At 39.9% G+C, this 16997-nt stretch carries 17 protein-coding genes; 14 read left to right on the top strand and 3 right to left on the bottom strand.

What is annotated here, in order from left to right; genetic code table 11:
- Positions 1 to 6 precede the first annotated feature (6 nt).
- The 9 genes from WS44_RS05065 (at position 7) to msrB (ending at position 7429) form a co-directional block, all read left to right on the top strand.
- Positions 7 to 1098: a carbamoyl phosphate synthase small subunit gene (locus WS44_RS05065; RefSeq protein ID WP_288145699.1), complete on the top strand. Its 1092-nt coding sequence runs from the start codon at positions 7 to 9 to the stop codon at positions 1096 to 1098.
- Positions 1091 to 4279, top strand: a complete 3189-nt coding sequence (gene carB, locus WS44_RS05060; RefSeq protein WP_046433485.1) for a carbamoyl-phosphate synthase large subunit — start codon at positions 1091 to 1093, stop codon at positions 4277 to 4279. Before WS44_RS05065 ends, carB begins: the two co-directional genes overlap by 8 nt.
- 118 nt (positions 4280 to 4397) lie before the next feature.
- Positions 4398 to 4751 (top strand): hypothetical protein, encoded by a 354-nt coding sequence (locus WS44_RS05055; protein ID WP_046433482.1) that lies wholly within the window; start codon positions 4398 to 4400, stop codon positions 4749 to 4751.
- Positions 4748 to 4963 carry a hypothetical protein gene (locus WS44_RS05050; protein WP_046433479.1) on the top strand — a complete coding sequence of 72 codons (216 nt, stop codon included), beginning with the start codon at positions 4748 to 4750 and terminating at the stop codon, positions 4961 to 4963. The genes WS44_RS05055 and WS44_RS05050 overlap by 4 nt, the downstream gene beginning before the upstream one ends.
- The gene (locus WS44_RS05045; protein WP_046433476.1) at positions 4960 to 5301 is read left to right on the top strand and encodes a hypothetical protein; all 342 of its coding nucleotides are present in this window, start codon (positions 4960 to 4962) and stop codon (positions 5299 to 5301) included. Before WS44_RS05050 ends, WS44_RS05045 begins: the two co-directional genes overlap by 4 nt.
- Positions 5294 to 5428, top strand: coding sequence for a hypothetical protein (locus tag WS44_RS09955; protein ID WP_288145698.1), 135 nt, complete (start codon positions 5294 to 5296; stop codon positions 5426 to 5428). The genes WS44_RS05045 and WS44_RS09955 overlap by 8 nt, the downstream gene beginning before the upstream one ends.
- A 242-nt stretch (positions 5429 to 5670) precedes the next feature.
- Positions 5671 to 6534, top strand: coding sequence for a GRP family sugar transporter (locus WS44_RS05040; RefSeq protein ID WP_022087367.1), 864 nt, complete (start codon positions 5671 to 5673; stop codon positions 6532 to 6534).
- A 126-nt stretch (positions 6535 to 6660) separates the two neighbouring features.
- Entirely contained in the window at positions 6661 to 6942 is a 282-nt protein-coding gene (locus WS44_RS05035) for a hypothetical protein (RefSeq protein WP_013438289.1), read from the top strand.
- A 49-nt stretch (positions 6943 to 6991) separates the two neighbouring features.
- Positions 6992 to 7429 (top strand): peptide-methionine (R)-S-oxide reductase MsrB, encoded by a 438-nt coding sequence (msrB, locus tag WS44_RS05030; protein ID WP_014565985.1) that lies wholly within the window; start codon positions 6992 to 6994, stop codon positions 7427 to 7429.
- Positions 7430 to 7487: 58 nt separating this feature from the next.
- Here msrB and WS44_RS05025 read toward each other — a convergent pair whose 3' ends face one another.
- Positions 7488 to 9869 carry a Xaa-Pro dipeptidyl-peptidase gene (locus WS44_RS05025; protein WP_046433474.1) on the bottom strand — a complete coding sequence of 794 codons (2382 nt, stop codon included), beginning with the start codon at positions 9867 to 9869 and terminating at the stop codon, positions 7488 to 7490.
- 377 nt (positions 9870 to 10246) lie between these two features.
- Positions 10247 to 10462, bottom strand: coding sequence for a hypothetical protein (locus WS44_RS05020; protein ID WP_014565983.1), 216 nt, complete (start codon positions 10460 to 10462; stop codon positions 10247 to 10249).
- A gap of 93 nt (positions 10463 to 10555) precedes the next feature.
- Between WS44_RS05020 and WS44_RS05015 the strand changes: the two genes are divergently transcribed.
- Positions 10556 to 11347, top strand: a complete 792-nt coding sequence (locus WS44_RS05015; protein ID WP_046433471.1) for a TIGR02452 family protein — start codon at positions 10556 to 10558, stop codon at positions 11345 to 11347.
- Between the two features lie 72 nt (positions 11348 to 11419).
- Positions 11420 to 12019, top strand: coding sequence for an SHOCT domain-containing protein (locus WS44_RS05010; RefSeq protein WP_022087364.1), 600 nt, complete (start codon positions 11420 to 11422; stop codon positions 12017 to 12019).
- Between the two features lie 52 nt (positions 12020 to 12071).
- Here WS44_RS05010 and WS44_RS05005 read toward each other — a convergent pair whose 3' ends face one another.
- Positions 12072 to 14072 carry a hypothetical protein gene (locus WS44_RS05005; RefSeq protein ID WP_046433468.1) on the bottom strand — a complete coding sequence of 667 codons (2001 nt, stop codon included), beginning with the start codon at positions 14070 to 14072 and terminating at the stop codon, positions 12072 to 12074.
- 202 nt (positions 14073 to 14274) lie between these two features.
- Between WS44_RS05005 and WS44_RS05000 the strand changes: the two genes are divergently transcribed.
- From WS44_RS05000 to WS44_RS04990, 3 genes are all read left to right on the top strand, one after another.
- Positions 14275 to 14604 carry a hypothetical protein gene (locus tag WS44_RS05000; protein WP_013642190.1) on the top strand — a complete coding sequence of 110 codons (330 nt, stop codon included), beginning with the start codon at positions 14275 to 14277 and terminating at the stop codon, positions 14602 to 14604.
- A 71-nt stretch (positions 14605 to 14675) separates the two neighbouring features.
- Complete coding sequence (locus WS44_RS04995; protein ID WP_046433463.1) at positions 14676 to 15491, top strand: Cof-type HAD-IIB family hydrolase; 816 nt, start codon at positions 14676 to 14678, stop codon at positions 15489 to 15491.
- Positions 15492 to 15815: 324 nt separating this feature from the next.
- A partial coding sequence (locus WS44_RS04990) for an ABC transporter transmembrane domain-containing protein (protein ID WP_046433460.1) occupies positions 15816 to 16997 on the top strand: 1182 nt, incomplete at its 3' end.

The following is a 16997-nucleotide window of genomic DNA, read 5'->3' as shown; positions in this document are numbered from 1 at the left end:
ATGTCAATGCGCTATTTAATTTTAGAAGACGGCAGTATCTATGCCGGTGAAGGCTTCGGCGCCGATCGCGAAACAACCGGTGAAGTTGTTTTCACAACAGGGATGACAGGTTATCAAGAAGCAATCACTGATCAAAGTTACGCAGATCAAATCTTGGTTTTCACTAACCCATTGATTGGTAACTACGGGATTACTTTAGCTGACTATGAATCACTTGAACCAAAGATCAAGGGCGTGATTTGCCACCAAGTTGCCCGCCATCCGGACAACTGGAGAATGCAAACGACTTTGCCTAAGTTCTTAGAGCATTTGGATATCCCAGGCATTCAAGGAATTGATACCCGTGCCTTAGTTAAAAAGCTTCGTGTCCACGGTACTTTAAGAGGTAAGATCGCAGATTCAAAGGAAGATGCAGACAAGATTGCCAAGATTTTACAAACTGAAAATGTAACTCAAGGCGTGATCAGCTGCGTCTCAACTAAGAGTCCATACCCAGTTCCCGGTTCAAAGAGCAACATTGTGGTTATCGACTTCGGGATCAAGCACAGTATCTTGCGTGAACTCGCCGAGCGTGACTGCAACTGTATTGTTTTGCCATATACCGCAACCGCTGAAGAAGTGTTAAACCTTCATCCAGATGGTGTCCTTCTTTCAAACGGCCCTGGTGACCCAGAAGAAATGGCCGCAAATGGTGCTACAGACATGGTTCGTGAAGTTGAAAAGTATGTACCATTGATGGGTATTTGTATGGGACACCAAGTCTTTGCTTTAGCCAACGGTGCTAAGACCCACAAGATGAAGTTCGGCCACCGTGGTTTTAACCACCCAGTCCGTGAAATTGCTACTGGCAACATCGGTTTTACTTCACAAAACCACGGCTACGCTGTAGATGCAGATTCAGTTGATAAAGATAACTTGATGATTACCCACGTTGAAGTAAACGATGGCACTGTTGAAGGATTGCGTCATAAGAAGTACCCAGCCTTCTCAGTCCAGTTCCACCCAGATGCAACTCCAGGACCACACGATGAGGTTTCACTATTTGATGACTTTATGTCAATGATTGATCAAAGAAAGGAAGAAGAGCGTCATGCCTAAGAGAAAAGATATTCATAAGATTATGGTGATTGGTTCTGGTCCAATTATTATTGGTCAGGCTGCAGAATTTGACTATTCTGGTACTCAGGCTTGTTTAGCTCTTCGCGAAGAAGGTTACGAAGTTGTGTTGGTTAACTCCAACCCAGCAACCATCATGACCGATACGACAATTGCTGACAAGGTCTACATTGAACCTTTGACCGTTGAATCAATTTCAAGAATCATTCGTCAAGAATATCCAGATGCCATCTTGCCAACCTTGGGTGGCCAAGTAGGTTTGAACATGGCTTTGGCTCTTGCAAAGACTGGTATCTTGGATGAACTGCACATTGAACTTTTGGGTACTAAGCTTGATTCAATCGAACAAGCTGAAGACCGTGAAAAGTTCAAGGAATTATGTAAAAAGTTGGGCGAACCTGTGCCACCATCCAAGACGGTTAATACAGTTGAAGATGCTTTGGCCTTTGGTGATGAAATCGGCTATCCAATCATCGTACGTCCTGCCTTCACAATGGGTGGTACCGGTGGTGGTATCTGCCACAACCGTGAAGAATTAGCTGAAATTGCCAAAAATGGTTTGGAACTTTCACCCGTAACTGAATGTTTGATTGAAAAATCCATTGCTGGTTACAAGGAAATCGAATTCGAAGTAATGCGCGACCACGACGATAATGCGATGATCGTCTGCTGTATGGAAAACTTCGATCCAGTTGGTATCCACACCGGTGACTCAATCGTTTTCTCACCAAGTCAAACCTTGTCAGACAAGGAATACCAAATGCTGCGTGACTGTTCACTGCGTTTGATTAGAGCACTTAAGATCGAAGGGGGATGTAACGTACAGCTTGCCCTTGATCCAACCAGCTTTAACTACGACGTTATCGAAGTTAACCCAAGAGTTTCTAGATCAAGTGCCTTGGCTTCAAAGGCTACTGGTTATCCAATTGCCAAGATGGCCGCTAAGATTGCGGTGGGCATGACTTTGGATGAAATCAAGAACCCAGTAACTGGTACGACTTATGCCGAATTTGAACCAGCTCTTGACTACGTTGTCTGCAAGCTTCCACGCTGGCCATTCGATAAGTTCCCTAAGGCGGACAGAGTTTTAGGTACGCAAATGAAGGCTACCGGTGAGGTTATGGCGATCGGTAGAACTGCAGAAGAAGCAATGCAAAAGGCTGTCAGATCACTTGAAATCGATGAAAGGGATCTTTATTCTGAAGAAGCTCATGAAGCTAGCGATGATAAGCTTGAACAAAAATTAGTTAAGGCGCAAGACGATCGCTTATTCTACTTAGCAGAAGCATTCAGACGTGGATACAGCTTAGAAGATGTGCATGAATTAACTAAGATCAACTTCTACTTCTTGGATATCGTCAAGCACATGGTCGAAATGGAGAAGACACTTGAAGAAAACAAGTACGATGTCGACACATTGCGCCTTGCTAAGAAATATGGCTTCAGCGATCCAACAATTGCTCATTTATGGTGTGAAAGCGAAGATGAAGTAAGAAACTTTAGAAAAGCCAACGGCATCATACCAGTTTACAAGATGGTTGATACCTGTGCAGCCGAATTTGAATCAAAGACGCCATACTTCTACTCAACTTATGATACAGAAAACGAATCACATAAGTCAGGTAAGAAATCAGTGGTTGTAATTGGTTCAGGCCCAATCAGAATTGGTCAAGGTGTCGAATTCGACTACGCAACTGTGCACTGTGTTAAGGCCTTGCAAAAGATGGGGTATGAAGCAATCGTCATTAACTCAAACCCAGAAACTGTTTCAACTGACTTTTCGGTTTCTGACAAGCTTTACTTTGAACCATTGACCCTTGAAGATGTTTTAAACGTCTGCGATTTGGAAAAGCCAGTAGGTGCAATTGTCCAATTCGGTGGCCAAACTTCAATTAACTTGGCAGCTGGTCTTGAAAAGCATGGTGTAAAGATTTTGGGTACTAAGGTTAAGGATGTTAACCGTGCAGAAGACCGTGAACTCTTTGATGAAATTATCAAGAATTTGCAACTTAACCAACCAAAGGGCTTAACTGCAACGACTCACGAAGGCGTGCTTGAAGCAGCAGATAAATTAGGTTACCCAGTCTTGGTTCGTCCAAGTTACGTCTTGGGTGGTAAGGCAATGGAGATTGTCTACAACAAGGACGAATTGGAAGAATACTTGCAAGACCACGTTGATATTGCGGCAGATCACCCAATCTTGGTTGATGATTACTTGGATGGTCGTGAATGTGATGTCGATGCGATCTGTGACGGCAAGGATGTTCTTTTACCTGGTATTATGGAACACATCGAACACGCTGGGGTTCACTCAGGTGACTCAATGGCTGTTTACCCACCACAAACCTTTACTGAAGAAGTTAAGGAAAAGATTACCGACGTCACGAGAAAGTTAGCTTTGACCTTGCACTGTGTCGGCATCATGAATATTCAGTTCATCGTGCGTGACGGTGAAGTTTATGTCATCGAAGTAAATCCACGTGCAAGTAGAACTGTCCCATTCTTGAGCAAGATTACGGGTATCGAAATGGCTCAAGTGGCTACACGCGTAATTATGGGTGAAAGTTTGGCTGAACAAGGCTACAGCGACGGTTTGGCACCAGAACCTGACATGATTTCAGTTAAGGCACCAGTCTTCAGTTTCAGTAAGTTAGCTGATGTTGACTCATACTTAGGACCAGAAATGAAATCAACTGGTGAAGTAATGGGTAGTGACCATACCTTTGCTAAGGCATTGTACAAAGCCTTTGCCGGGGCTAAGATGCAATTGCCAGAAAATGGTAACGTCTTGCTCACAATCGAAGATAGAGATAAGGAAAAGATCTTGCCAATTGCGAAGAGATTCGCCAGAATCGGTTACCGAATCTTTGCGACGAAGGGTACGGCAGACTTCTTGAAGAAGCATGACTTACACGTTGACTTGGTAACTAAGGTTCATGAAGATGAAAATGCGGATGACAACATCTTGAATGAATTGAGGGATGATAAGATCGACTTGGTAATCAACACGATGGGTCATGATATTGAGAAGAACTCTGATGGCTTTATTATCAGACAGATGGCTATTCAGCAAAATGTACCACTTCTTACTGCACTTGATACTGCGGATGCACTTCTTACTGCACTTGAGAATAGATCATTTGCGACTGATGCTTTAAAGTAGGAAATGGGAAGATAAAGTAAAAGGAACTAGATGAGAAGACTAGTTCCTTTTTGCTTATCTACGTTGTTTTGAAGACGGAAGAAAAATCCTTCAGACATGTTAAAGTATTGGCCTAATTTTGCCGATAATTCTGCGTCGATTTTTCTTTTACCTTGTTTACAACCGAGAGACAGCTTCATACAAGCTTCACTATATTGATGTTAATGGATCAACTAAGTCTAATGGATTTACTGCTAATGATGGTACAGAACTTACTAACCATGGAATTAGTAATGTCAGTGGTTATGTAGGGGAAAGTTCAGATCCTACTAAGTTGAATTTATGGAACTTTACCGATGATGGTTATGTTTTAGTCGATGCATCAGGTAATGTTAAAGGTGCAGATGGCAACGTTGATATCAGTAAACTTGGTAAACAAGAGTTTATTGAGGGCATGGTGATAATAACGACCATGACCAATACGTTTACTTGAAGCACGCAGTTGAAGAAATTACTCCAGAGACTTCAGATAGTGATACTCCCAAGGATCCATCAAATCCAACCAACCCAAGTGTTGATAAGAATACTTTGAGTAAGACCTTCACTCATACCATTTACTACAAGGCAAATACTACCGATGGTGCCACATTAAAGGATGCAACTACTCAAATAGTGGTGATAGATACACAACTTCAGATAGTATGATTGGTACTTGGAAGCTAGTTAGTAGTAAGGCTGACGCAATTGATTTAACTCCAAGTTCTTCAAATCCTAAGGACGTTCAATTGGTTTACGAGAAGGAAGTACAACCGGGCGGTGATACCGGCGATGAACCAGGTGACCAACCAAGTCCAATAAGACTAAGCAAACTAAACAAGCCAAGCAAAGTCAGAAGTCATCTAAGTCAGCTAAGAAAGCTGTTAGCAGGACTTCTAACAATGCTCCACGTGCAGAGAGCATGTACAGAAATAACTCTCCACTTGGTGAAACATGTACAGAAACAATGCTCCTACACCAGAAAGCGACAATGTTACGATGCCTAAGTCAGAAGTAATCGATCAAACTAGTGGAAAGCCAGCAGGTTTGGTCGACAACACAACTGTTGGTGCTAATGGCGATACTGTGAATGGCACCAAAGTAAACACTTTGCCACAAACTGGCGAGAAGTAATCAGATGCTGCCGCATTTGGCTTAATCGCTCTCGCATTTGCTGGTTTGGCTTCATTTGTTGGCGTGGACCGCAAAAAGAGAAAAAAGGATCAAACAATTCATTTTTCAGGATCGTTTGATCCTTTTTCTTATGCCTATGAAAGCATTTTTAATTTTCCTTATTTTTTGTTTGCACCGTAAGCGATTTCATTGATAGAATGCTTTTTGTAACTTTTTTACAGAAAATAGGGGAGAAATTGTTGATGAATTATTTATTTCTATTTATTCCTGCAATCGGATGGGGACTTATGCCTCTATTCGTTGCCGGGGTTAAAAAGAGTAATATTTACCACCAAATCGTAGGTTCAGTATTAGGTGCATTTTTGTTCGGCGTAGTCGTTACTTTAATCAAGCGTCCAGCATTTAATATGACTTCATTTTTATTGGCTATGGTTGCAGGTGCCGCATGGGTAGTTGGTCAGTGTGGTCAATACTACAGTTACTCAAAGATCGGTGTTTCTGAAACCATGCCACTCTCAACCGGTTTACAATTGATCGGTGTGCCACTTGTTGGGGTTTTAATCTTTGGTGAATGGGCAAGTACACAAGCTAAGTTGTTTGGTTTCCTTGGCATTCTTGCTTTGGTTGTCGGTGTTGCCTTTACCTCTTTGACTGATAAGGGTACTGCCGAAGGTAACAAGCAAAACCAAACCAGTACAATGATCATCTTGGCTTTGACCACTTTGGGTTACATCACTTCAAGCTCAATTCCTAAGGCTTTGAAGGGCGATGGCGTCATGATTTTCTTGGGTCAAACAATCGGGATGATGATCGCCACCTTTATTTACATTGTGGCCACTAAGCAACTTAAGGTTTTGAAGGAAAAGGAGAGCTATCAAGTTATTCCGGCCGGCGTGATTTTTGCGATCGCCGCACTTTCATACATCATTTCAGTTCAAATGAACGGTGTTAACTTGGCCTTCGTTATGTCACAACTTTGCGTAGTTATTTCAACTCTTGGTGGTATCGTATTCTTACACGAACAAAAGACCAAGAAGGGCTACATTTACACTGCAATCGGTTTGGTATTAATCGTCGCTGGTGCAGTCTTAACTTCAGTATTTTAATGGAGAACGTTGGATGAATTTCATCCGACGTTTTTTGTTTTTTTAAGCAAAAGAAATATGTTCTAGACCATTTTGGATTAAAATATAAGTAGTAGGAAGAGTCTATCAAAGGAGCAGATTGAAATTATGAATGACAATACTGTATATGTAATTGATGCACGAAGATATTCTCGTAATGGCGAAATAATAGAGCATAATGTCCACGTTTATAGTTCATATCAAAATGTCATTGCAGCGTTTGAGTCATTTTTTAAAGTGCCAAATAAAGAAGTACACATGAATGGTAAAAATGAAATGTTGCAAGTTAGAATATTTGATCCGACGAATGAATTTGTGACGAAATATAAATTCGACATCTATGAAAAACAGATCGATAATTTCTTTCCAAAAACGACTGAACATATCTAGATTGAGGCGGCAGATAGATTCTGTCGCTCTTTTTTGATGAGGTGAAAAGATGGTTTTAGACGAAAATAAGAAAAAAGAAGCTTTGAAGAAGTTGACTAAGGAAGAATACGAGGTCACTCAGAATGCGGCGACGGAGTATCCTTTCACTGGTAAGTACGACAATTTTTATGAAAAAGGCATTTACGTTGATGTGGTGTCAGGTGAGCCGTTGTTTTCTAGCAAGGATAAGTATGATGCGGGATGCGGCTGGCCTAGTTTTACTAAGCCGATTGAGAAACTGAAGTATCACCGCGATCAGTCACATGGCATGGAGCGTACCGAAGTGGTAAGTCCAGAGGCGCAGTCACATTTGGGTCATGTTTTTACTGATGGGCCTGTGGACCGTGGCGGTTTGCGCTATTGCATTAATTCTGCAGCATTGCGTTTTATTCCATATGAAAAGCTAGATGAAGCAGGTTATGGCGAGTATAAGAAGTTGTTTGAGTAAAAAAAAGACTGCTAAGTTTTCGCTTAGTAGTCTTTTTTGATGATGTTTTGTTTAAATTCTATTTTTTATAAAACTTGATTTCAGTATTAGCCAAATCAACTGTGTAAGTTTCTTCCTCAAGTGGACGCTTAGTCATGCCTTCATCAGTTGAGTAAATGATCAAAGCTAACTTGCTGCCTGATGGAATAGTGTAGTAGGTAGGTTGAAGCAAGAAGTCCAAATCGTAGAACTTGTCAGCTTCAATTGCTTCAGGCTTCTTCATGTCCTTGTAGTTTTGCATGTTCATGTGGGCCTTAGTGATCAACTTAGCCTTGGTCTTCTTGTCTGGAACAAATTCTTGCAAAGTGTCAGTGCCAAATCTATAACCCAATTCTTGGCCACCACGCATCAAAAACTTAGGTGTTGCAGTCAAACGTTGTCTTTCGCCAAGTTCAACCAAAGCAACAGAAATTTGACCCTTAGGAAGAGAACCTTTGACTCTGACCTTAACTTCAGGACGACCTACGATTGTAGTTGGGTGGATAAATTCATCTGTGACAAAGCGTAAGCTTGGCTTAGCCCACTTTTCATCACCACAGATAAACTTGTATTGCCAGTCGCTTTCAGAAATGCCAGCCTTCTTGAATTCGATGCCACCTACGTCAGTGAATGACTTCTTAGCTTGACCATTGCCATCTGCGTAAAGATCGCCTTCGTCAGTAGGGTAGTAGCTCTTTTCTTGACCTAAATCGTCGTTCCAGTCCTTTTCTTCATGCCACTTGTCAGCTTGCAAGTTGTCTTGAATCATGACTGTTGGCCATTGGTTGTAGGCATTGTTTTCTACGCCAAGGAGTTCATGAACAAACCAGAGGTTCATCAAGTCAGTAAAGTCGATGGAAACGAAGTTGTTCATGTTATAGTGCGGACCTTGGTGCAAGAAGAGGTGGTGCTTCATTGGCATCTTAGAAACGAGTTGCCAAATCTTGTAGACGTTCTTTGGCTTAACGTTCCAGTCGTTTAAACCATGAACTGAAATCCATGAGCACTTGATGCCATCTGCGTGATGACGGTAATTTCTTGCTTCCCAGAAGTCAGAATATTGACCAGTTTTACGGTCTTCTTTTTCAAGTAATTCCTTTTGCATCTTGTCGTATTCTGGCTTGATCTTGAGGTAGGAACCGGCATCCCACAAGTTAGATTGACAAGTTTCAGCCAAAAGGTCGAGGTCTTCACCTTGGCAAGCCTCAGGAGCAATAACCAAACCGTGTTCACGGTAGTAGTCGTACCATGATGAAATAGCAGCTTCAGAAACAACAGTCTTCAGACCCTTGACGCCAGTAGTTGCAATAGCGATTTGCAAAGTACCCAAGTATGAACGACCAGTCATCCCGATGTTGCCGTTGCACCAATCGGCTTTGGTTTGAACAGTTCTGGTGCGGTCGGTGTAAGCAACACGGTCGCCGTGAAGCCATTCAATGACAGCTGCAGCTGATTCAGTTTCTTCAGGTGCACCGGTAATTCTGACACCGTCACTGCCGCGCGTACCGATGGCACCAGCAAAGACGCTAGCAAAACCACGAGCAAGCATATATTCGTTTAATGGGTAAGATGACTTGTGAACTGCTTCTTCAGTTGCTGGGTGGCTTGAGCCGTCTGGCTTTTCTGCCTTAACGATTGGAGAGTGTTCATATTGTGGGTCGTTCCAAGTACTTGCATCGGACAAGTTTTCATCAACGTTGTGGTTTCGTTTTTCGTTGGCGATGATGCCACCAAAGTATGGGGATGCAGTGTAAAGTGCTGGCACCTTGAGGCCTTTGTTAGTTTCGGCAGGACGGAAGACAGTAACTTGAATCAAGTCGCTCTTGCCGTCGTGGTCGGTGTCAAGATCAGTTTCTACGTAAACGACTTCACGGATTACCTTGTTAGTGTCAAAAACAGGGATGGACTTGCCGTTGAAGAATTTGAATTCGTTTTGGCCCCAGAATTGAGTGAAGTAGCCTTTACCAGCCATCACATCGAGCAAGATTTGACCATTCTTACTACGAGTGTTGAGCAAACGGTAGAAGGCTGAGATCAATTTGTGATTGTCGCTGATGTCTTGAACAAATGGCAAAGCATTTTTTTGCATAAAGCGAGTTGGGTCATCAAATTGATAGTCGTAGTGAACGTGATAGCCGAGCAGTTGCAAAGCAACGTTGTAGAATTGCTCGGTGCCGATGGATTCAGACTTTTCTTTTAAGAAATCTGCTAAAGTTTCATGATCTGAAACAGCGAATTCGTTCAACTTGGCCGTTTTAGCAGCATCAGTCTTGGCTTCAGCGATTGCATTTTTGACGAGTTTTTCAAGCAGGTCGCTGAAAGACCAGTCTTCGTAGTTTCTAGGTAGGAAGTTGATGTCGATTAATTCCTTGACTTGTTGATCAAAGCGGGTTTCAACATAAGCATATTGATTGTATTTCATTGATTTCGCTCCTTTTTTTCTTATTAATTATAGTTTACCTGTTTAAGGTGACAGCGCAATCAAAAAAGATGAGATTAAGTTAATTTTAGAGTCCTCTTATATAAGTATCAGTGCAATTTTATTTTTAATTATAAAAAAGAGTACTAATATTACGATTGGGAATTAATATAAGATTTGTCACGATTAATAAAAAGGGTAAGTTGGTGAAGAATTCACGCAAGGCTAAGCCAGGTGTTAAGTATCATGTAAATCGTGTGTTTAAGATGGCAAGCGTAGTTATGCGCAGATTAAATTAGGACGCAAGTATGTGATGCTTAATACGAAGTATGTTAAGTTTATATAATGAAAAAGTCGGCGATTTTGCCGGCTTTTTTTCGTTAAAAGATAAAAATTTTAAATGGCGTATAAACGTAAAGCAATGCTAGAGCAACGACTACGATTAATTCAATCGTGTTTCGCTTAGTTAGACGATCATAATTTTCTTCTTTAATTTTATTTTGGTGAAATGCCTGGGTGAGCTGAATACGTCTGACCGCTAGAACGACAGCAATGATCAGATAAATGCTGATGCCGATAATATTTAGAGTTCGCATTCTTATTCCTCTTAGTTGTATTTGTGCTAGTTTTTTATTAAAATTATATCAAACAAACGTTCAAACTTCGATATTTTTTAGAAAGGAAAACTGATGGCAAATTATAAACGTGAACATTATCGCAATGTGGCCCGCAAACATGAAGCGATGATAGAGCAAAAATATCAATCTCAAATTCGAGCTTCAATTAAAGGTACCAAGGTTTATAGTGTTGATGCTTTTGCCGATAAAGAAGTTGATGATTTTACTCAAAAAGCTAAGCAAATTGTCTGGCCCCTTGCTACCAATCAAGCCGTGATTAAGGCCTGCCAAGATTATCCGCAACAAAAAGTAGCTGCTTTGAATTTTGCTTCATATGTTAATCCTGGTGGTGGTTTTTTAAACGGTGCAATGGCGCAAGAAGAAGCGATTTGTACGCAGTCAGACCTTTATCCGATTATTGCAAGTCAACGTGATTTTTATGCTTGGAATAAACAGCACAGAAATCGCGGCCTATATATGAACCGCGGGCTTTATTCACCTGATATTATCTGGGATGGGGATGTTCAAAGTGGTGTGCTCACATGTGCCGCACCTAATAAGACTGCTGGTCGTCGCACCTTGCGTGAGCCAGAAGAGCAGATGAAGTTCTACAGTGATACTGACAGTGCAATGCTTAGTCGAATGAATTTTGTTAAAAAAATAGCTGAAGATCAAAAAGTTGATGTATTGATCCTTGGTGCATGGGGCGCCGGCGTCTTTGGCTTTAAGCCAGCCGAAGTTGCCAAGATGTGGCAGAGGACGTTCGAGCAGCCAACCAGTATTTCAAAGGTCGTTTATGCAGTGATCCCAGATGAGCGGCGACAAAATCGCGCAGTGAATGAATTTAAGAAAGTTTTCGAGTGAGTTAGATAGATGTTTTTTAGTTAAATTTAGTTCATAATATAAGTAAATATTTATGTACTAAGGAAAATATCTATGGGACTTTTTGATTTATTTAGTAAAAAACAAAGAAAAGCGAATCAAGCGTTTTTGGCCGACCAGCGCAGCCAACAAGTTATTGCTAAGATTAAAAAACTAGATTTGCCAGCTGAACTTAAACAACAACTGATTAATGCTAAAGTTTATGACATTTGGTTTAACAGTAAGGATTTAGCGCCGCTTAGTAATCTACTGAGTGATCATGAAAAAATCGAGTATGCAGCGCTCGGAATTACTGATCAGGGCGAAGATGTAATGCTGACATGTACCAATCAAAATTTGATTATTTTGAGTAAAAAACATCCTAGTGAAAATAGCCGTGTGATCCCGTTAACAGAGATTATGAGCGTGCTCTTACAGCAGCAAATTATATCTGAAGAATTAACGTTAATAGTGAATAATGAACAAGTTAACATTAACTTACTTAATAAGACAACTGCGGCACTTTTGACAGCAACGATTAAGAAATGGTCGCGAAATGATGATAACCTTGATGAGCAAGTAGAGCAGATTAAGAAGTTGAAAGATTTGCTTGATCAAGGGATTCTGACTGAAGAAGAATTTCAAGCTAAGAAAAAGCAAATTTTGAAAATTTAGAGTAAACGAAAAGCCATGTGTTTTTAGAGACACATGACTTTTTCTTTCTATTTTATTGCAATTCCATCTTCATGATGGCCTTGACAGAGATGATTGCAGGCTGACCTGTAGTGTGGTCTTTAACTTGCAGCATCTTGTTAACCATCGTTTTTTCAGCAGCCGCCATGATTTCAGCGATTGCCTTATTGGCATCAGCTGCAACATAGTCATATTTTTCATCGGCAAAGGTAGAAATAATAATGATAGAGCTTGTAGCTGCTGGAGCAGATTCTTCAACTTTAGGTTGAGGTTCCGTAATTTGTGGCTTTGGCTCAGCTCTCTTGCTGAACTTGATCGCTGGCTTCTTAGGTTCAGTTACTTCAGCTTTTTGCTTTTCTTTATTTTCAGCTTCAGCTTTTTCAATTACTTCATGCAGCGACTTATTAACCGGAATTTCACGCTTAGTGACCACGCCAGTCTTATTTGGTAAAAGATCTTGCACAGTTTTACGTGTTTTAAATAACTCAAACACCTTTGGACCATAAATATTGATCGAGCAATGCAGTCCGTTTAGTGGGAAAAACTCTTCTTGCCGGATTCTCGTATCAACTTCGCTACGATCCACGCCAGTCTTTTTCACGATATCATCCGTAGTATAAATCGGATAAATTTGCTTTAAATGTTCAATCGTCGTACTATCTTGGGCACCGATAACCTGTCTAAGCAAGTTCCAGGCATTGCTATCGTAACGTCTGGTTAGTCCATTGCTGGTAACCGGTTTGATCAAGCCTTGCCTTCTTGCGTTGGCAACCAATTTTTGATCGATACTTAAATTATTGGCTAATTCAAGCTCAGTTAAATTGGAAGTAGGGCGAATTGAATCGATCTCATGATCGATCTCTTCAGTATGGATCTGCTTAGCCAAAGCCCAGTTTTGGTAGTTGGCGATGTAAGTCGATTCGCCTTCTTCTGGGTGGCGCCACATAATGTAGCCTAAAAAGGCATTTGGGTTAGATGGAAGCGGGATAAAATCATGCTCTGTAAGCAATTCAAAGTTGGTTACCATATTGAACGAATTGCTGCTATTTGGTGCAGCTTCGCTATAGAAGCTGATTTGATCATCAGTGCGCAATTCACCTAGCTTCTTAATGTCGCCCACATAAGGCAAGGAATATCTAGCAAAGACCAAGCGACCGCTATCAACGACCTTGACGTCTTTAACCTCTAATTGCGGCATCTTGTGGGCGATGTTTGGAATCTTTACTGCACGGCTACGAACAACCGTAGCAGTGTATTTTTGCTTATTTTTGTCAATTAGTGGCAAAACATCGTCAGATTCGCCTTGTTGCAGATTTTGCAGACGCTGCTGGAACTTTTCATACCGACTTGGTTGGAACTTAGCATCGACATGCGCACCTGTTGAAGCAAATTCAGCGAGATCTTTATTTATAAAGTTTTCACTATAATTCTTCTTCGTCAGATTATTGTTGCTTAGTTCAACCACCCAAGAATCTTGTCTATCATAGGTGCTGACCAATGTTTCGGCTCTATTGGTACCGATGAACATGCCGGCTTTTTTAATATAGGTGGCGGCTAAGCCATATTTGCCCTGACCATATTGTTTAACTTGACTGATACCTTCAATGTAGTCGCCGATTGCCAGCTGTTGGTTATGATGTTCAATGTATTTGATATTTTCAATATTCAGCCAAGCATGGTAGTCGAGAATTTCCACCTTATCTGAGTAGCAGGAGATTTTATCGATCAACAATGAGCCATTGAGATTGGTTTTATTCGGCAAAGTTACATCCCCCAAGACACCGATCCATTTGATCCAAGTGCCAGAGTCAAAGTAAGGCTTTAAGCGAATGTGGATGGAGTTGGGATGCATATATTTATTGAGCTGTTCATCGATGACTTTATTGCGTTCGATATTAAAGGTCGATGCCTTATTTGCTGTTTTTAAATCATTTATTTTTACATAGCTAATATTTAATTGATCTTCTTTAACGTGATTCTTCGAAAGCTTATGCCTATTTTGGTGCAAGAGCTTTTTTAAATTTTCTGGTTTCATAAAAATGCCTTCAATCTACATCTATATTAATAATATTGTCTTTCATTGGTACAAGTTAATCGCCTTCTTTTCCCTTTATTCCTATTATAGTTGAATAAAAAATGTATAGAAAAGATGACACCTTTTGGAAAATCTTAATTACGGTTTTACCAAAATTTTAAAAATCTTGGACATAATAATCTCAAAAAATGGAGGGATAGATATGGGCTTTTGGCTATTTTACGTTTTGCCATTTTGCATTTCGTTTGTGTTGATGCTCATGGGCATTCATTTACTCAAAGAACGAGTAAAAATAGGAGCATATTTAGTGTATTTTTTAGCGGGACTTAATTGTGTAATTGCTGGTATTTTTGGCGTGTCTTATATTTATGCTCTTGTGCTTGAATTAGTGACGCCAAGCTCGCTGACTAAGTGGGGCTGGATGGCATTTTGGAACGATAATGTGATTTTTGCCATTGCGACAGTGATCTTGATTGCGATGAATGTACTAATTTGGCGTCGGAGCAGGAAAATGCAGTTGAAAATTAGATAAAATATTTGCCATGAGAGCGGCTTTAGATGATAAGATAAAACCTGTTGAAAAAATTTTTTGAGGTGAAGAGAATGACATTACCATTTAAAGCAGTCGCAGTTGACATGGACGGTACCTTTTTGGATGATCGTAAGCAATTTGATCATGAACAATTCGACCAACTTTTAACTGAATTTGAAAAGCGTGGAGTACACTTTATCGTTGCTTCAGGTAGACCTTACGTTAGATTAAAGCAAGACTTCAAGGGCTTTGCTGATAGAATGGACTTTGTAACTTTAAACGGTTCCCGCTTGATCATCAAGGGTAAGGATGCCGCAAGTTACCCAATGAATAGAGCAGACGTTTTAGAACTGCTCGATGACGTTCAAGCTAAATACGGCAAGATGGCAACTATGGTCTTTCAAAAGGATATTGCATACTTGCACAGTGAAATTGACAAGGATGAACGTGACTTCTTAGCTTACTTTGCCGGTAACAGTGATTTAGTTGATAACTGGAATGACATGCCAGACGGCGATATTTACCAAATTACTTTTGGTATGGACAGTAAGCACGCCGCAGACGTTGAAGAAGCATTTAATAAAGATCACGAAAATAAGATTTCAGCCTTTGCATCGGCTACTTTTGCCATCGACGTTAATGTAAAAGGCGTAAGTAAAGGTAGTGGTCTTGAACGTTTGCTAGCTAAGATGGACATGACCGGTGACGATTTAATTGCCTTCGGTGATGGCGGCAACGATATCCCAATGCTTGATTTTGCCAAGTATTCTTACGCTATGGCTAACGGTATGGACAAGGTTAAGAAACATGCCAAGTTTATTGCACCGGCCAATACTGAAAATGGTGTATTCAGAGTATTGCAAAAGTACTTGGATGAAGAAAAATAAAAATTATCTTGCAAAATTAAAAATAGATGATATAGTTTAATTAACTTATAGAAACAGAGGATAATTGCTTTATGATTCGCTTTTTGAATCTCTAATACTTGATTTGTTAATTAGAAAATGAACTTTGGCACTTTTTTAGTGTACCCATTTTTTGCAATCAGTATTAGCAGTAGGCGAATCTAAGGCGACTTTTTTATAAAATCGACCTTTATTTGTTGCACTGTTAATTCGAATGCGAATGACAGTGCTTTTTCTTTGCGACAAATCAGATTAGGGATATAAAACAGTTCGTCAATTAGTTGTAGATAATAACGAGGAAAAATAATGGGTCTAAAAGATTATCTTAAAACAAACTATCAGCGTGCATTTTTAGTACTGTTTTTAATCACGCTCACGCAAGCCACAACTACTTTTTATACTTATTTGACTAGTCCTGAACTTAATGCAATTTCGCAAAGAAAATTTGCCTTATTTATTGAATTAATTGCTGTGCAATTTGTGTTTGGTCAAATCTGCAATTCAAGTTTTAACATTGCAAATATTCAAAATACTAAGCAGACGCAGAATTTATTTCATCAGGTGCGTCAAAATATTGTTAAACATTATTATCGGAAACCAGAAAAAGTGGCTGATATGGAAAATCATCTGGGTAATGATTTGCAGATGATTCAGACAAGCTACTATGATGTTTATTTCTACTTTGCCTGTGATTTGATTTATATCGTTTTTACAATTGGAACTTTATTCACTTTTCACTGGATATTGGTGGCATATAGTCTGGTGATTTCGTTTTTCGCAATTGTAGTGCCTAAGTTATTAGAAAAATATACAAATAAGGCAACGGAAAAAGTATCTTCCAAGAATGCACAGTTTTTGAATTTAATCGAAAATTGGTTCAATGGACTTGAAGAACTTCGGAGATATAAAAATAAATCAATTTTGAAAAAGAAAATTGGTGAATCAAGTCATCAGCTTGAACAAAGCGAATATCAACGTGATAAGTCAATGATTTATGTAGGGATGGTTGCAGCCATTTTTGATGTTATGGGGCGTGTTGGTGTACCAGTAATTGCTGGAATTTTATTTTTCAATCATCAAGTGAGCTTAGGTGCAATTCTAACTGCTGGCTATTTTGCTAATGGGATCTTTTACAGTGTAAATAGTTGTGTAACTAAGTATATTCAGCTTAAATCAACTAAGACCTTGAGAGATCAGCTAGCCAAATTGCAAAAAATTGAAGCAGATAAGAAATATGATTCGATTGATGAAATTGCCTCAATTGAAGTAAAGAATTTGTCTGTTAAATATGAGCATGGTGAGAAGATTGCTTATCCTAATTTTGTCATTAACCGTGGTGAAAAAGTTCTGCTTGTAGGCGATAGCGGTACCGGTAAGTCTACTTTATTAAAAGTATTGTTAGGACAAATTAAGCTAAGCAGTGGTGAGGTAATTTATAAGAATAAAAATGATGAGCTTATTCATCCAGATTTTAATCAAATAGGCTAT

Origin of the sequence: Lactobacillus sp. N54.MGS-719, assembly GCF_000980505.1 — a bacterium.
GTDB classification, from domain to species: Bacteria; Bacillota; Bacilli; order Lactobacillales; family Lactobacillaceae; genus Lactobacillus; species Lactobacillus amylovorus.
Note: the sequence above shows the minus strand (reverse complement) of the source record. Positions and strands in the feature narration are given on the sequence as shown.

What these genes read in the sequence shown, in the direction of transcription:
- WS44_RS05065 (WP_288145699.1), top strand. Translation starts at nt 7, where the DNA reads ATGCGCTATTTAATTTTAGAAGACGGCAGTATCTATGCCGGTGAAGGC.
- carB (WP_046433485.1), top strand. Translation starts at nt 1,091, where the DNA reads ATGCCTAAGAGAAAAGATATTCATAAGATTATGGTGATTGGTTCTGGT.
- WS44_RS05045 (WP_046433476.1), top strand. Translation starts at nt 4,960, where the DNA reads ATGATTGGTACTTGGAAGCTAGTTAGTAGTAAGGCTGACGCAATTGAT.
- WS44_RS09955 (WP_288145698.1), top strand. Translation starts at nt 5,294, where the DNA reads ATGCCTAAGTCAGAAGTAATCGATCAAACTAGTGGAAAGCCAGCAGGT.
- WS44_RS05040 (WP_022087367.1), top strand. Translation starts at nt 5,671, where the DNA reads ATGAATTATTTATTTCTATTTATTCCTGCAATCGGATGGGGACTTATG.
- WS44_RS05035 (WP_013438289.1), top strand. Translation starts at nt 6,661, where the DNA reads ATGAATGACAATACTGTATATGTAATTGATGCACGAAGATATTCTCGT.
- msrB (WP_014565985.1), top strand. Translation starts at nt 6,992, where the DNA reads ATGGTTTTAGACGAAAATAAGAAAAAAGAAGCTTTGAAGAAGTTGACT.
- WS44_RS05025 (WP_046433474.1), bottom strand. Translation starts at nt 9,869, where the DNA reads ATGAAATACAATCAATATGCTTATGTTGAAACCCGCTTTGATCAACAA.
- WS44_RS05020 (WP_014565983.1), bottom strand. Translation starts at nt 10,462, where the DNA reads ATGCGAACTCTAAATATTATCGGCATCAGCATTTATCTGATCATTGCT.
- WS44_RS05015 (WP_046433471.1), top strand. Translation starts at nt 10,556, where the DNA reads ATGGCAAATTATAAACGTGAACATTATCGCAATGTGGCCCGCAAACAT.
- WS44_RS05010 (WP_022087364.1), top strand. Translation starts at nt 11,420, where the DNA reads ATGGGACTTTTTGATTTATTTAGTAAAAAACAAAGAAAAGCGAATCAA.
- WS44_RS05005 (WP_046433468.1), bottom strand. Translation starts at nt 14,072, where the DNA reads ATGAAACCAGAAAATTTAAAAAAGCTCTTGCACCAAAATAGGCATAAG.
- WS44_RS05000 (WP_013642190.1), top strand. Translation starts at nt 14,275, where the DNA reads ATGGGCTTTTGGCTATTTTACGTTTTGCCATTTTGCATTTCGTTTGTG.
- WS44_RS04995 (WP_046433463.1), top strand. Translation starts at nt 14,676, where the DNA reads ATGACATTACCATTTAAAGCAGTCGCAGTTGACATGGACGGTACCTTT.